This is a genomic window from Aquimarina sp. Aq107 (genome assembly GCF_943733665.1).
Classification (GTDB): Bacteria; Bacteroidota; Bacteroidia; order Flavobacteriales; family Flavobacteriaceae; genus Aquimarina.
Map to the genome: position 1 here is coordinate 1,469,058 of NZ_OX030782.1, position 15,084 is coordinate 1,484,141.

The following is a 15,084-nucleotide window of genomic DNA, read 5'->3' on the forward strand; positions in this document are numbered from 1 at the left end:
CTGTGATTATTGTATTTTTTCGCCAATCATCAACTAAATTTTTATATTTAATGCAAAAGGTTTATTTCGATAGTGCAGCAACTACACAGTTGCGTTCAGAAGTAATTGATAAAATGACTACTGTATTAAGAGAAGATTATGGTAACCCTTCTTCTACTCACGGATTTGGTAGGTCTGCAAAAAATCATATTGAGCAGGCTCGTAAGAATATAGCTAAATATTTAGGAGTGAAAGCTTCTGAAATTATATTTACTTCTGGAGGAACAGAAGCGGATAATCTTGCTTTGAACAGTGCGGTAAGAGATTTAAATGTAAAACATATTATTACTTCTAAGATTGAACATCATGCAGTTTTGCATACTGTTCAAGAGATACAAGCACATGCTGAGATTGCAGTTAGTTACGTAGATATTACGTCTGATGGATCAATAGATTATAAACACTTGGAGAGCTTATTGTCTAATGCTTCTGAAAAAACATTAGTTAGTTTGATGCATGTGAACAATGAGGTTGGAACAATTTTAGATATTAATAGAGTAGGTGGTTTATGTAAGGAACACGAAGCGCTTTTTCATAGTGATATGGTACAATCTATTGGGCATTTAGATGTAAATCTAGGTGATCTTCAGGTAGATTTTACTGCAGTAAGCGCGCATAAATTTCATGGTCCTAAAGGAGTTGGTTTTGCATATATTAAAAAGAATTCAGGGCTTAAACCATTGATTTATGGAGGAGAGCAGGAGCGTGGCTATCGCGGTGGAACAGAAGGAGTGCATAACATAGCAGGAATGGATGAGGCTTTGAGATTAGCGTATGCACATATGGATGAAGAGAAAGCATATATTTCTGATCTAAAACAATACTTTGTAGATCAATTAAAGGATCAGATAAAAGGAGTTAAGTTTAATGCTAATTGTTGTGATTTAGCTCATAGTACTTATACCCTCATTAATGTTTGTTTACCTATATCACAAGAAAAAGCCGGTATTTTGTTGTTTCAGTTAGATATTAAAGGAATAGCTTGTTCTAAAGGTAGTGCTTGCCAGAGTGGTAGTGGAAAAGGATCACATGTACTTGCCGAAATACTTTCTGAAGAGGATATGCAGAAACCTTCCGTTAGATTCTCTTTTTCCAGATATAATACAAAAGAAGAAGTGGATTATGTTATTAGTGTACTGAAAGAGTTTCTGGAAAGTTAAAATCTCATCCCTAATCTTATATTGAAAACCCTTTGGGTTAAAAAGTTAGGAATAGCAAATTGACGCTGAGAAGCTGCATCTCTTACAAAAGTATTGGTAATAGAGTTAAGGTTGTCAAAAAGATTGAAAATTTCGAATCCGACATTCAATTCTCTAAATTTATTAAAGAAACTCCCTTCTTTACGTCTTATTTTTTGATCCACAACTATATATGAGATTCCTAAATCAGCCCTTCTGTAATCTCGCAATCTAGTCTGAAATTCATATGGATCTGCATTAGCAGGGGATCCTCCGGGTACACCAGTTTGGTATACCAAATTAAGATACATTTTTAAGTTAGGAATTGTGGGGACATAATCCTGAAATAAAGCTCCTATTTTTACTCTCTGATCAGTTGGTCGATCAATATATCCTCTATCGTCAAGATTTTCTTCGGTCTTTAGAAGACCTAAACTAAACCAACTTTCAGTTCCAGGAACAAATTCTCCATTTAACCTAAGATCAAATCCTGCAGCATATGCCTCTGCGTTATTATTAGCACGATATCTAATTCTAACATTTTCGATAGTATATGAATTTACATCAGTAAGTTTTTTATAGTATAATTCTGTAGTAAGCTTAAAAGGACGATCCCACATATTAAAACTGTAATCATTTCCAGCAACAATATGTATAGATTGTTGCGCTTTTACATCAGGTTGTACAGTGCCTTGTAGATCTCTTAATTCTCTATAAAAAGGTGGTTGATGATACCAACCTCCAGAAAGACGAAATATCATGTCTGATTTCCAGTCTGGTTTAATGGCAACTTGTGCTCTTGGGCTAAATACTGTTTGAGAAGAACTACTTATACCATCCCCAGAGACATTCCAATTATGTGCTCTTACACCAACATTTGCCCAGATTTCATGCTCTTTTATGTTTGTTCTTAAGCTATATTGAGCAAATCCAGAAAATCTATCGATATTTACCATATTAGTTGCTCTTACACTCGTAAAAGGGACTATAGGGCTAGCATTAGGATTGTAGGGTTGATCATTTACAAAAGTCCCAGGAGGACGAATTGAAAAACCTGCCGAATCAATAACTTCATATTCCTGAATTCGATCTCTGATATCTTCAGAAGTGTATTTTATTCCCCAATCAAACTGATGTTCATCGGCAGTATAGGTTCCTTTATGTTCTAGGTTGAAAATTAAAGCATCAAGGTCATTTCTTGCGTGTGTTAATTGTGAGCCAACACCTTCGCTAAATTCTACTTCGCCTAGGTCCTCTCCACCAATATCAGTGTTGACAGAACCTAAGAAATATGCTGCAAAAATATCAAAGTGTTCTTGCTCTTGAGTGTGATAAGCGGAACCAATTAATTTTAAAGTTAAATTGTCATTTGCCCTATATGTTCCTTTTAAAGCACCAAAATATGTTTCATAACGATCTTCTTCTTGCCCGTCATAAAAAACCGTTAAGGCAATAGGGTCTGTGATAGGTCCAAAATTAGTTTGACGTGTTAGTGGTTCGTAATCATATCTGTTTATTGCAATATTACCTAAAAAACCAAGCTCAAACTTTTTAGAAAAATTATATGAAAGATATGTCTGAACATCTGCAAATCTTGGTCTAAAATTGGTTTCTGTTTGTCTAGCATCTACGAGTAGACTATTGTCACGATATCTTACTCCAACGACACCTGCGAATTTTTTATCTTTTGTGATTCCTCCCGCAGATATGCTACCGCCCAATAAGCTTAGATCTGCTGATAAGTCAAACCGTGTTGGTCTGCGATAGGTAATATCTAATACAGAAGAAAGTTTATCTCCATATTTTGCTTGAAAACCTCCTGCAGAGAAATCTACATTTCTAACCAAATCAGTATTTACAAAACTTAAACCTTCTTGTTGACCTGATCGAATTAAAAAAGGTCTGTATACTTCTATTTCATTAACATATACAAGGTTTTCGTCAAAATTTCCTCCTCTAACCGCATATTGCGTACTTAATTCATTATTAGAGCTTACTCCTGGTAATGTCTTTAATAAACCTTCGACACCAGCATTAGCAGAAGGGGTGATGCGTATGGTCTCTGGATCTAAAGTAGTAATACCTTCTACTATTTTTCGTTCTCGACCGGAAATAATCACCTCACTAATTTGTTCAATATCTGTTTTTAATATTGGATTTAACTCGTAAGTCTGATTTTCTTTTAGGTTTATAGTAAACGTAATGTCCTTTAGCCCTACGTGACTTATTTTAATGGTTATATCTTGATTAGAGGGTATGTTTAAGATGTATACACCGTTTTTGTCTGTTCTAGTTCCAGAATTTTCAAAAGATACATTGGCACCAGATATTGGTTGGTTGGATTCGTCCAAAACCACACCCTTAACAATTGCGTCTTGTGCTAATATATATTGATTAAAAGAGACTAGAAAAAAAACAAAAATAAAGAGGAGATTTTTCAAAGAGTATATCTGTTTATGGTTTTCTAAAGAATATTGTTTCAAATGTAGTATTATTTCCTACTTTATCTAACACAATAAGTTTAAATTTATTTTCTGTTTCTGAAATTATTTTATCTTCAAAATTATAAATAAGCATTCCTGTTTTGTAATCGTATTCCATTAAAATGAACTTTCCGTTAATGGTAGCTCTGTAACTTTTGATACCAGAATCGGTGTCATCAATTTTAATTTTTAAAAAATTAGCTTTGGACATCCATTTTTTATTAGCCACATTTATAGGAACAATTGTTGGTTTTTCTAGATCCGAAAATAAAGAGTAGCTACCTAAAGTTCTTGTTCTGGTAGAAAAACGATTATTTTTTTTGTTTGTTTTTACGTGATAATGCTTGTTATTGTATCCTAATCTTCCAATATATAATTTCTTCTTATCGGCGGAGCTATAATTAGTGACATCAAAAACAATGGTCATATTTTTATGTAAAGGAATTTCATCTTCATGAATTTTTATAGTATCACCATTAGTCTCAATGTCTAAATACGCTTTTTCGTACAAACTACCCTTTGGAATATATAAGTCAAAAATCCCAGAGTTATACGTGAAATTTTCTGTTGGTTTCACTAGATGAGGAGTTTTTATTATTTCTTCTTTAGTGATATCATCAATCTGTTCCCCTTTTACTGGAATGCTAATTTCTGTTGTATTGTTTTTGAAATCTTTCACAAAGACCTTTAAGGTATATGATAAGCTATCTTCTATAGTGAAAATGCCTTTGCTTGTTACATTTTTATAGATGGAAAGCGGATTGTTTTTTTCGATAAATAGTTTGGTTATTCTGCTTCGATTCTTTTTGTAATGCTTATAATCAATTAAGCGATTGATATAGCGAGTTTCAGAAAAAGAAAATCGTTTCATTTCCATTGAAAAGTTTTCTTGCCCATTTAATTCTGTTGTTATCTTATAAACTCCATTTTTATTGGCAGCTAGATTTTGTTGATCTATTGTAGAGACACCAATCCCTATTTTTCCTAAAGCTTTTATTCCTTCGGCTTTAAAATCACCATTATCCATAGGAATTAACCTCAATTTAGTTGGTTGTTGGTTTCCATTGGTGTGCGAAGTGTCGTCTAAACTGTAAACCCATACACCATTGATTGTTGGTTTTTTGGTATCTTTTATATCAATACCAAAGGACATCGGGTTCATAGGTCTTGCTTTAGCATCTCTTATTTCAAAATGCAAATGTGGTCCACCACTACCACCAGTATTTCCACTAAATGCCAGCACATCACCTTTTTTTACAGATAGTGTACCTGCTTTAGGGAAAAGTTCTATTTCATAGGATTCTTTAGCGTACTGTCTTTTTTTTATGTAAGCTTCTATCTCTGGGGAGAATTTTTGTAAGTGAGCATACACTGTAGTATATCCATTAGAATGTGCAATATAAATAGCTTTTCCGTATCCAAAATGAGAAATCTTTATTCTTGTTACATTTCCGGTTGCTGCAGCATATACTTTTAATCCCTCTTGTCCTTCTGTTTTTAAATCTAAGCCAGAGTGAAAGTGATTAGATCTTAATTCTCCATAAGTACCCGAAACAGCAAGCGGGATGTCTAGAGGGTTGATAAAATAATCAGTTGGAATGTCTTTTTGGCAGTATCCAATCGTAAAATTGAAGATTAAAAATAATGTAATAACTCGCATAGAAGGTAAATGTAAATATTTAGACATTAAAATTAAAGTGATGTTTAATTAAAAACTAAAAGGCTATAAACGAATTACTTGATTGACTAGATATTGTCGCTATAAAATTAGTTTAAAAACTATTGGGTTTTTTCAATTGGTATGTTAACTTTGTGTAACGAAGTATTGCGTAAAATTAAAATGAGTGATTTAATTGAAATTGTTGATTCTCTTGAGAATAGGATAAGTAAGTTGCTTCATAAGTATGATTTACTTAAGCAGCAAAATACCGATCTGAAGGGAAAGATAAAGAATTTAGAAGAAAATTCTGAACTCCAGGTTGATCAATTAAAACAATGGGAAGAGAAATTCAGTGCACTCAAAAATGCAAATGCAATGCTAGGCAGTGATAAATACAAAAGGGAAACCAAGCTCAAAATAAATGCCTTAATAAGGGAGATAGATGTGTGTATAGCGCAATTATCAGAGTAATTAATACTATGGCAGATAAATTAAAAATCAAACTTTCGGTTGCGGATAGAGTATATCCACTAACGATAAATCCTGATCAAGAAGAGGGATTACGTAAGGCAGCTAAAAAGATTGAGGCCATGATTAAACAGTTTGAGCAAAGTTATGCGGTGAGAGATAAGCAAGATGTATTGGCGATGTGCGCTTTACAATTTGCTGCACAAGTAGAACAAAAGGTTATAGATAAAGATAGTGATGAAATAAATGTTTTGGGCAGATTAGGTGCTCTAAATGATTTGTTACAAGATCATCTATCTTAGACGTTCATTAAAATAAATAAGGTTACTGCCTGCACTAGTTATTATTTTTTGATAAACTCAACAAGAATTATTTTAAAAAGGGTGAGTTTAAGTTGTAAAAGCAAGCCGTGCTGATTTTTCAGTTTCACGGATCCTTGATCAGCTTGTTAGCCCTAAACCTGTTTTTACAGAGTTTATACAAAACCCATGCTAGTGCAGGCTTTTTTTATATATAAACACTAACTAGGATTATGGATAATATTATATTTTTGATTATTGCGGCAGTTGCGGGATTAGTGATTGGCTTTGTCATCGCTAAGGTATTAGAGCGCAATAAAGCTTCAGAAATTATCAAAAGCGCTAAAAAAACTTCTCAAAGTATTATAAGAGAGGCAAAGAGTGAAGGAGAGACAATTAAGAAAGATAAAATACTTCAGGCTAAAGAAAAATTTATCGAATTAAAATCTGAGCACGAAAAAGTGATCCTGTCTCGAGATAAAAAGATGGCTGAGGCAGAAAAAAGAACAAGGGATAAAGAATCTCAGGTTTCTAATGAGTTATCTAAAGGTAAGAAGCTTAATGCCGAATTGGAGCAGAAGGTTAAAGATTATAATCATCGTAATGATTACCTTGAAAAGAAGCAAAGCGAATTAAAGAAACTTCATAAAAGTCAAGTGCAGCAATTAGAAGTAATATCAGGATTGTCTGCAGAAGAGGCTAAGGATCAACTTGTAGAGTCTTTAAAAGAGCAAGCGAAAACGGATTCAATGGCTCTGATTCAGGATACTATTGAAGAAGCTAAGCTTACTGCGCAACAAGAAGCTAAAAAAGTAATAATAAATACTATTCAACGAATTGGAACAGAAGAAGCTGTAGAAAATTGCGTTTCTGTGTTTAATATTGAGAGTGATGATGTAAAAGGTCGAATTATTGGACGAGAAGGAAGAAATATTAGAGCAATAGAAGCCGCTACAGGAGTAGAAATCATAGTGGATGATACTCCGGAAGCTATTATATTATCCTGTTTTGATTCTGTAAGACGAGAAGTAGCTCGTCTTTCTCTACATAAATTAGTAACTGATGGTAGAATACATCCGGCACGTATTGAAGAAATAGTAAAGAAGACTAGAAAACAAATTGATGAAGAGATTATAGAAGTTGGTAAAAGAACCGTTATTGATCTTGGTATTCATGGATTACATCCAGAGTTGATTAAAACGGTTGGTAGAATGAAATACCGTTCTTCTTATGGTCAAAATCTTTTACAACACTCTAGGGAAGTTGCAAAACTATGTGGAGTAATGGCTTCTGAATTAGGTCTAAATCCTAAATTAGCTAAAAGAGCCGGATTGTTACACGATATTGGTAAGGTTCCAGATACAGAAACAGAAGTTCCGCATGCTATTTTAGGAATGCAATGGGCAGAGAAGTATGGGGAGAAACCAGATGTGTGTAATGCAATAGGGGCACACCACGATGAAATAGAAATGAATGCGCTTATTTCTCCAATAGTTCAGGTTTGTGATGCAATTAGCGGAGCAAGGCCTGGAGCGCGTCGTCAAGTCTTAGACTCCTATATACAGAGGTTGAAAGATTTAGAAGATATAGCATTTGGATTTAATGGAGTTAAAAAAGCATATGCTATTCAGGCTGGTAGAGAGCTAAGAGTTATTGTTGAAAGTGAGAAAGTGAATGACGAAAGAGCGGCCAGTTTATCGTTTGAAATTTCTCAAAAAATACAAACAGATATGACATATCCTGGTCAGGTAAAAATTACTGTTATCAGAGAGACTAGAGCGGTTAATATTGCAAAATAGAAAAAATAGTTTTATATAAAAAAGAGCATCAATTATTTTAATTGGTGCTCTTTTTTTGTTGGTCTATTAGTAATAAATCTTCTTTTCTCTGTCCAAGAATTTCATCTTTCCAAGTTAATGCAGATTCTAAATCTTCAAATTGCTTAAAATCTTTTTTAAAAAAAGACTTTTCGTAACTAGCTAGAGTCTTTTGTTTTGGGTCATTGGATACAACTGCAAATCCCTTAAGATTGGTAACCTCAGCAGTTTTTATATAAATAATAGGGTCCACAGCGTACGAATGAACTCTATGAGTTATATAAACAAAAGGTGTTTTTTTAAAATGTTTCTCTGCGATTTTAATGAGAATTGAATTTTTTAGAGTGCATACTACTATTCCTTCATTCATAACTGCAATCATGTAGTTATGATAAATATCTAGTTTGCAAAAATCTAAATTATATGATCTAATCATTGGGGAGGTTTACATGTTGGATTTAATAAGAATAAAAGTATTTAATAAGATTTATTCCTTTTTTAATATTTCATTTTTCCACTCTAAAGCTTCGCTGATACTGGAGAAATACTTCAGTTTCTTTTCGAAAAATTTGCTTTCGAGTTCCGTTAATTTTTTTTGTCTATGATTTTTTGATACCACCGCAATACCAACAAGGGTATCTATCTTGGTAGTTTCATGGTAAACTGTGGGGTCAACCGCGTATGTATTAACTCTGTTAGAAATATATACAAACGGTTTATCCTTGAAGTATTTTGTTACAAATTCCAATAGTAGTTTGTTATGCTTAGGCATAACTAAAAACCCTTCTGAAATGGTGTTTTTTAAATAATCTTCCCGGATTTCCACCAAAGCGAAACCTAAATCATAGTGTTTTGACATTTTAGATAAAACGATACTATTATTTAAGTATGGTTAATTTTTCATTAAGTTACAATAAAAGTATTGTTTTTAAAAATTAAAATTCAATTGGTTAATATGTTTTAGGGGAAATTTCAGTAAAATAATTTTTCATATTTATCCAGTAATTCATTTTTCCATTGTAGCGCAGATTCTATATCATCAAAACGTCTAAGTTCTTTACTGAAGAAAGCTTTTTCTAGTTTTGTTTGTTTTATTTGAATGGGATTGTCTGATACAACTGCAAAACCAATTAAGTTTTCAATTTTAGCGGTTTCTAAGTATATAGTAGGATTTACTGAGTAAGAATTGATTCGATGTGTTAAGTATAAGAACGCCTTATTCTTATAATGTTTTTCTACCATTTCTAAAAGAACATCGTTATGCTCTGGGGATACTGTTACACCTTCGTTTATGGTAACCTTTATATAGTCTTCGAATATTTCTATAAGACCAAAATCCAATAAATAGGAAGTAATCATTTGGGGTATTTTTTAGGTAAAGCAAATATATATTTTCAGAAATTAAAAAATAAGTATTTTGTAATTTTATTTGGGATTTTTCCCGTGGTATTTTGTTTTTAATTCGTTCTTACTGTAAGCTTATTGGATCTCTTTCGGATCATTCTGTTTTTTATGTTTTTTTAATTGATTTTTGTAAGACAGAAGTTTATCAGCTATGTTGCAAATATTCACAAAAAAAAACTCTGGTATATAGAATATACCAGAGTTTTTATCAAAAATGTTTAATTGTAAGCTAAGATTCTGTTGACTCTTCAGCTTTCTTTATTTTTATAGTTAACTCATTGGAGTCATCATCAAGATCCATAAATATACTATCACCTTCTTGTAACTGAGCGCTAATAATTTCCTCAGCTAAAGCATCCTCAATATATTTTTGGATAGCTCTTTTTAGTGGTCTTGCTCCGTATTGTTTATCAAATCCTTTTTCGGTAATATAATCCTTGGCTTTTTCACTTAGAGATAGATCATATCCAAGGCCTTTAATTCTTCCGTAAAGTTTTTCTAATTCTATGTCGATAATTTTATGGATATCCTCACGTTCAAGTGCATTGAATACAATAACATCATCAACCCTATTTAGAAATTCTGGAGCAAAAGCTTTCTTTAAAGCGTTCTCAATAACTCCTTTGGCATAACTGTCTGATTGAGTCTTTTTTGCACTAGTTCCGAAACCAACACCTTGTCCAAAATCTTTTAGTTTACGAGCACCAATATTAGAAGTCATTATAATGATTGCATTTCTGAAATCAATTTTTCGACCAAGGCTATCTGTTAGATATCCGTCATCTAATACTTGAAGCATCATGTTAAATACGTCTGGATGTGCTTTTTCAATCTCATCTAATAGAATAACTGCGTACGGTTTTCTTCTTACTTTTTCGGTAAGTTGTCCACCTTCTTCATAACCCACATATCCTGGAGGTGCTCCTATTAATCTAGAGACTGCAAACTTTTCCATATATTCACTCATGTCAATACGGATTAGCGTGTCTTCGCTGTCAAAAAGTTCTCTTGCAAGTACCTTGGCTAATTGCGTTTTTCCAACACCAGTTTGCCCAAGGAATATAAAGGATCCAATAGGTTTGTTAGGGTCTTTAAGTCCCGCTCTATTACGTTGTATTGCTTTAACTACCTTAGAAACAGCTTCATCTTGACCGATAACTTTACCTTTTATAAGATTTGGTAGTTCAGCAAGCTTATTGCTTTCAGTTTGAGCGATTCTATTAACCGGAATTCCTGTCATCATAGAAACTACATCAGCAACATTTTCTTCATCTACGGTTTCTTTATGTAGCTTAGAATCTTTTTCCCATTGTTCTTGAGCTTGACTTAATTCTTTTTCAAGATTTTTTTCATCATCTCTGAGCTTAGCAGCTTCTTCGTATTTCTGCTTTTTGACTACGCTATTTTTTAATTCACGTACTTCTTCAAGCTTTTTCTCTAAATCCAAGATTTTCTTAGGAACATCAATATTTGTAATATGAACTCTAGATCCAGCTTCATCCAAAGCATCTATGGCTTTGTCCGGTAAAAACCGATCAGTCATATATCTATTGGTAAGCTTTACACATGCTTGAATTGCTTCATCAGTATAACTTACATTATGGTGTTCTTCATATTTTTCTTTGATGTTGTTTAGGATTTCTATAGTTTCTTCAATGTTAGTTGGTTCAACTATAACTTTTTGAAAACGTCTTTCTAATGCACCATCTTTTTCAATATATTGTCTGTACTCATCTAATGTAGTAGCACCAATACATTGAATTTCACCTCTAGCTAAGGCAGGTTTAAACATGTTGGATGCATCCAAACTACCGGTTGCTCCACCAGCTCCTACGATGGTATGAATTTCATCAATGAAAAGAATAATATCATCATTCTTCTCTAACTCATTCATTACAGCTTTCATTCGTTCCTCGAATTGCCCTCTGTATTTTGTTCCAGCTACTAAACTAGCTAGATCTAAGGTAACAACTCTTTTATCAAATAAAATCCTAGAAACTTTTCTTTTAACGATTCTTAGAGCTAAACCTTCTGCTATAGCAGATTTTCCAACTCCAGGTTCTCCAATTAGTAGAGGATTGTTTTTCTTTCTTCTACTTAATATTTGAGAAACACGTTCTATTTCTTTTGTTCTTCCTACAACTGGATCTAATTTTCCTTCTTCTGCCATTGCAGTTAAATCTCTTCCGAAATTGTCTAATACAGGAGTTTTAGATTTTTTGTTTGTTTTAGCACCACCAGTTGGAGAATTAAATGGATTCTCTTTTGAAGTGTCTCCAGCCATATCATCATCATCAGAAAATGATTCGGCTTTTGGGTTTTCTATAAATTCTTCTTCGTTAGCAATCATAAATTTAAATTGATCTTTAACATTATCATAATCTACCTTAAGCTTGTTTAAAAGTTTGGTAGTTGGATCGTTTTCGTTACGTAAAATGCACAGTAATAGATGTGCAGTATTAATAGAGGAGCTCTGAAACAATTTTGCCTCTAAAAATGTTGTTTTAAGAGCTCTTTCCGCTTGTCTAGTTAGGTGTAAATTCTTTTTTTCATTTGTAGCAACCGCTACATTAGGATTTGCAGGGCTAAGAATTTCAACTTTTCTTCTCAAATTTGTTAAATCAATATCTAACGCATCAAGTATACTAATTGCTTTTCCACTTCCATCACGTAATAGTCCTAACATAAGATGTTCTGTACCAATAAAGTCGTGCCCTAAACGAAGTGCTTCTTCTTTACTGTATGCAATTACATCTTTGACTCTTGGTGAAAAATTATCATCCATATAATTAGTTTCTTTCTTTTTCTGTATTTCTTTATTACTAAATATAGTAATTTTTTAAAATTAAACTGACAAAAACTATTCCTTTTAACCATCATTAACAGGAAAGCTGACATAATAGCCCTTAATGTCATATTTTCAGTAAGTCTAAAAATAAAATTAAAATCTCCCTCGAAATTTAGTAAATATAATCTTGGGTATTCAGATTTTTGAGTAAATAGACAAAAAATGCATTAATAATCAAAATCTATATTTATAGACTTATTAACCAAATTGGTCGTTTAAGTTGTTAATAAATTACGTATATTAGAGAGGGTATTGCCTGTTAAAACCGTCTTAATTTACTTAAATTAGCGCGTTAAATAAAATCAATTTTAGAATAAAATAATTTTTATGGCAGAAGGAGAAAAGCTAATACCTATCAATATAGAGGATGAAATGAAGTCTGCGTACATCGATTATTCGATGTCGGTGATTGTATCACGTGCACTTCCTGATGTTAGAGATGGTCTTAAGCCAGTGCATAGGAGAGTTCTATATGGTATGTATGAGTTAGGCGTTAAAGCTAGTAGTGCTCATAAGAAATCAGCGAGAATTGTAGGAGAAGTTCTTGGAAAATATCACCCGCATGGTGATACTTCCGTATACGATACTATGGTACGTATGGCTCAAGAGTGGAGTTTACGTTATATGTTGGTTGATGGTCAAGGTAACTTTGGTTCCGTGGATGGAGATAGTCCAGCTGCAATGCGATATACAGAAGCAAGAATGCGTAAGATTTCGGAAGATATGCTTGCTGATATCGAAAAAGATACTGTAGATCATACATTTAACTTTGATGATACACTACAGGAACCAACAGTATTACCAAGTAGGGTTCCGGGATTGTTAATTAATGGAGCATCAGGGATTGCTGTAGGTATGGCAACTAACATGCCTCCACATAATCTAAGCGAAGTTGTAGATGGAACTATTGAATATATCAATAATAATGATATTGAAATAGATGAACTTATACAGCATATTAAGGCTCCTGATTTTCCTACAGGTGGTATAATTTATGGTTATGATGGTGTAAGAGAAGCTTTTAAAACTGGTAGAGGTAGAATAGTAATGCGTGCCAAAGCTAGTTTTGAAGAGGTTAATGGAAGAGAATGTATTATTGTATCTGAAATTCCTTATCAAGTTAATAAGGCAGATATGATTAAGAAAACTGCCGATCTTGTAAATGATAAGAAAATAGACGGTATCTCAACTATTAGAGATGAATCTGATAGAAAAGGAATGCGTATTGTATATATCTTAAAAAGAGATGCGATTCCTAATATAGTACTAAACCTGTTATATAAGTATACTGCGTTACAGTCATCTTTTAGTGTTAATAATATTGCACTGGTTAAAGGAAGACCACAATTATTGAATGTAAAAGAAATGATTCATCATTTTGTGGAGCATAGACATGAAGTTGTCGTGCGAAGAACGAGATATGAATTAAGAAAGGCAGAAGAAAGAGCACATATTCTTGAAGGTTTAATTATAGCTTCAGATAACATAGATGAAGTAATTAAACTGATAAGAGCATCTTCTAATGCTGAAGAAGCAAGAGAAAAACTTATTAAGCGATTTAAGCTTTCTGAAATACAAGCAAAAGCTATTGTCGAAATGCGTTTGCGTCAGTTGACAGGACTAGAGCAGGATAAGTTACGTGCAGAGTATGACGAATTAATGAAAACTATTGAAGACCTTAAGGATATTCTTGACAAGAAAGAGCGTCGTATGGATATTATTAAGGAAGAACTTCTAGAGGTAAAGGATAAGTATGGTGATGCACGTCGTTCTCAAATAGAATATGCAGGTGGTGATCTTAGTATAGAGGATATGATCCCTAATGAGAAAGTAGTTATTACTATTTCCCATGCAGGATATATTAAAAGGACATCTCTAACAGAATATAAAAAACAGAATAGAGGAGGAGTTGGTCAGAAAGGAAGCACAACCCGAAATGAAGACTTTTTAGAACATTTATTTGTTGGTACAAACCATCAATATATGCTGTTTTTTACTCAAAAAGGAAAATGTTTCTGGATGAGAGTATACGAAATACCAGAAGGGAGTAAGACTTCAAAAGGTAGAGCAATACAAAATCTTATTAATATAGAGAATGATGATAAAGTAAAAGCATTTATTTGTACACAGGACTTAAAAGATGAGGAATATATTAATTCTCATTATGTAATAATGGCGACTAAAAAAGGTCAGGTTAAAAAGACTTCTTTAGAACAATATTCTAGACCACGTACAAATGGTATTAATGCTATTACTATTAAGGATAATGATGAGCTATTAGAGGCTAAATTAACTGATGGTAAAAGTCAGGTTATGTTAGCTGTTAAATCCGGAAAAGCAATTCGTTTCGAGGAGGAGAAAACTAGGCCAATGGGTCGTGGCGCTTCTGGTGTAAGAGGAATACGTTTGGCTGATGATAAAGATGAAGTAATTGGAATGGTTGCTGTAAATGATATGGATAGTAATATTTTAGTTGTTTCTGAAAATGGATATGGAAAGCGTTCGAAGTTAGAAGACTATAGAATAACTAATAGAGGAGGAAAAGGAGTAAAAACGATATCTGTTACAGATAAAACAGGAGAATTAGTAGCAATTAAAAATGTTACGGATTCTGATGATCTGATGATTATAAATAAATCAGGTATTGCTATACGACTTTCAGTAGAAGATCTTAGGGTTATGGGACGTGCAACTCAAGGAGTTCGTCTTATTAATCTAAAAGGTAAAGATTCTATTGCTGCGGTAGCGAAAGTTATGCACGAAGAGGACGATGTTGAAGATATTGATGAAAATATTGAAGAAATTGATATATCTTTGCAAAATGATGGTGATGCTAACGATGGCACAACTATTGATAAAACAGAAGAAGAAGAATAAAAAGAATCCCG

General features: G+C 33.0%; 11 protein-coding genes and 1 other RNA gene. 6 read left to right on the forward strand and 6 right to left on the reverse strand.

Going from position 1 to position 15,084, the window contains the following annotated elements:
• Positions 1 to 50 precede the first annotated feature (50 nt).
• A complete protein-coding gene (locus NMK29_RS05945; protein ID WP_027392931.1) occupies positions 51 to 1,199 on the forward strand; it encodes a cysteine desulfurase family protein in 1,149 nt (382 codons plus the stop codon).
• Here the strand turns inward: NMK29_RS05945 and NMK29_RS05950 are convergent.
• Both NMK29_RS05950 and NMK29_RS05955 read right to left on the reverse strand, forming a co-directional pair.
• Entirely contained in the window at positions 1,196 to 3,658 is a 2,463-nt protein-coding gene (locus tag NMK29_RS05950; RefSeq protein ID WP_108803177.1) for a TonB-dependent receptor, read from the reverse strand. The genes NMK29_RS05945 and NMK29_RS05950 overlap by 4 nt on opposite strands.
• Before the next feature lie 13 nt (positions 3,659 to 3,671).
• Positions 3,672 to 5,387 (reverse strand): M23 family metallopeptidase, encoded by a 1,716-nt coding sequence (locus NMK29_RS05955; protein WP_234424244.1) that lies wholly within the window; start codon positions 5,385 to 5,387, stop codon positions 3,672 to 3,674.
• Between the two features lie 153 nt (positions 5,388 to 5,540).
• On the opposite strand from NMK29_RS05955, the gene NMK29_RS05960 reads away from it, so the two are divergent.
• The 4 genes from NMK29_RS05960 (at position 5,541) to rny (ending at position 7,926) form a co-directional block, all read left to right on the forward strand.
• Positions 5,541 to 5,831 (forward strand): hypothetical protein, encoded by a 291-nt coding sequence (locus NMK29_RS05960; protein WP_108803023.1) that lies wholly within the window; start codon positions 5,541 to 5,543, stop codon positions 5,829 to 5,831.
• Between the two features lie 8 nt (positions 5,832 to 5,839).
• Entirely contained in the window at positions 5,840 to 6,130 is a 291-nt protein-coding gene (locus NMK29_RS05965; protein ID WP_027392927.1) for a cell division protein ZapA, read from the forward strand.
• A 55-nt stretch (positions 6,131 to 6,185) separates the two neighbouring features.
• Positions 6,186 to 6,305: non-coding RNA, 6S RNA (ssrS, locus tag NMK29_RS05970), on the forward strand.
• Positions 6,306 to 6,360: 55 nt separating this feature from the next.
• Positions 6,361 to 7,926, forward strand: a complete 1,566-nt coding sequence (rny, locus tag NMK29_RS05975; RefSeq protein WP_108803024.1) for a ribonuclease Y — start codon at positions 6,361 to 6,363, stop codon at positions 7,924 to 7,926.
• Positions 7,927 to 7,963: 37 nt separating this feature from the next.
• Here rny and NMK29_RS05980 read toward each other — a convergent pair whose 3' ends face one another.
• The 4 genes from NMK29_RS05980 to NMK29_RS05995 form a co-directional block, all read right to left on the reverse strand.
• Positions 7,964 to 8,380 carry a hypothetical protein gene (locus NMK29_RS05980; protein WP_159092184.1) on the reverse strand — a complete coding sequence of 139 codons (417 nt, stop codon included), beginning with the start codon at positions 8,378 to 8,380 and terminating at the stop codon, positions 7,964 to 7,966.
• Between the two features lie 51 nt (positions 8,381 to 8,431).
• Complete coding sequence (locus NMK29_RS05985; RefSeq protein ID WP_108803026.1) at positions 8,432 to 8,803, reverse strand: STAS/SEC14 domain-containing protein; 372 nt, start codon at positions 8,801 to 8,803, stop codon at positions 8,432 to 8,434.
• Positions 8,804 to 8,916: 113 nt separating this feature from the next.
• Positions 8,917 to 9,303 (reverse strand): hypothetical protein, encoded by a 387-nt coding sequence (locus NMK29_RS05990; RefSeq protein ID WP_108803027.1) that lies wholly within the window; start codon positions 9,301 to 9,303, stop codon positions 8,917 to 8,919.
• 274 nt (positions 9,304 to 9,577) lie between these two features.
• The gene (locus NMK29_RS05995; RefSeq protein WP_027392923.1) at positions 9,578 to 12,133 is read right to left on the reverse strand and encodes an ATP-dependent Clp protease ATP-binding subunit; all 2,556 of its coding nucleotides are present in this window, start codon (positions 12,131 to 12,133) and stop codon (positions 9,578 to 9,580) included.
• A gap of 390 nt (positions 12,134 to 12,523) precedes the next feature.
• Between NMK29_RS05995 and gyrA the strand changes: the two genes are divergently transcribed.
• Complete coding sequence (gyrA, locus tag NMK29_RS06000) at positions 12,524 to 15,073, forward strand: DNA gyrase subunit A (protein ID WP_108803028.1); 2,550 nt, start codon at positions 12,524 to 12,526, stop codon at positions 15,071 to 15,073.
• Positions 15,074 to 15,084 lie beyond the last annotated feature (11 nt).

Bases quoted from the DNA above. Each gene is read 5' to 3' on its own strand.
- NMK29_RS05945 (WP_027392931.1), top strand. From the start codon at position 51: ATGCAAAAGGTTTATTTCGATAGTGCAGCAACTACACAGTTGCGTTCA.
- NMK29_RS05955 (WP_234424244.1), bottom strand. From the start codon at position 5,387: ATGTCTAAATATTTACATTTACCTTCTATGCGAGTTATTACATTATTT.
- NMK29_RS05960 (WP_108803023.1), top strand. From the start codon at position 5,541: ATGAGTGATTTAATTGAAATTGTTGATTCTCTTGAGAATAGGATAAGT.
- NMK29_RS05965 (WP_027392927.1), top strand. From the start codon at position 5,840: ATGGCAGATAAATTAAAAATCAAACTTTCGGTTGCGGATAGAGTATAT.
- rny (WP_108803024.1), top strand. From the start codon at position 6,361: ATGGATAATATTATATTTTTGATTATTGCGGCAGTTGCGGGATTAGTG.
- NMK29_RS05980 (WP_159092184.1), bottom strand. From the start codon at position 8,380: ATGATTAGATCATATAATTTAGATTTTTGCAAACTAGATATTTATCAT.
- NMK29_RS05985 (WP_108803026.1), bottom strand. From the start codon at position 8,803: ATGTCAAAACACTATGATTTAGGTTTCGCTTTGGTGGAAATCCGGGAA.
- NMK29_RS05990 (WP_108803027.1), bottom strand. From the start codon at position 9,303: ATGATTACTTCCTATTTATTGGATTTTGGTCTTATAGAAATATTCGAA.
- NMK29_RS05995 (WP_027392923.1), bottom strand. From the start codon at position 12,133: ATGGATGATAATTTTTCACCAAGAGTCAAAGATGTAATTGCATACAGT.
- gyrA (WP_108803028.1), top strand. From the start codon at position 12,524: ATGGCAGAAGGAGAAAAGCTAATACCTATCAATATAGAGGATGAAATG.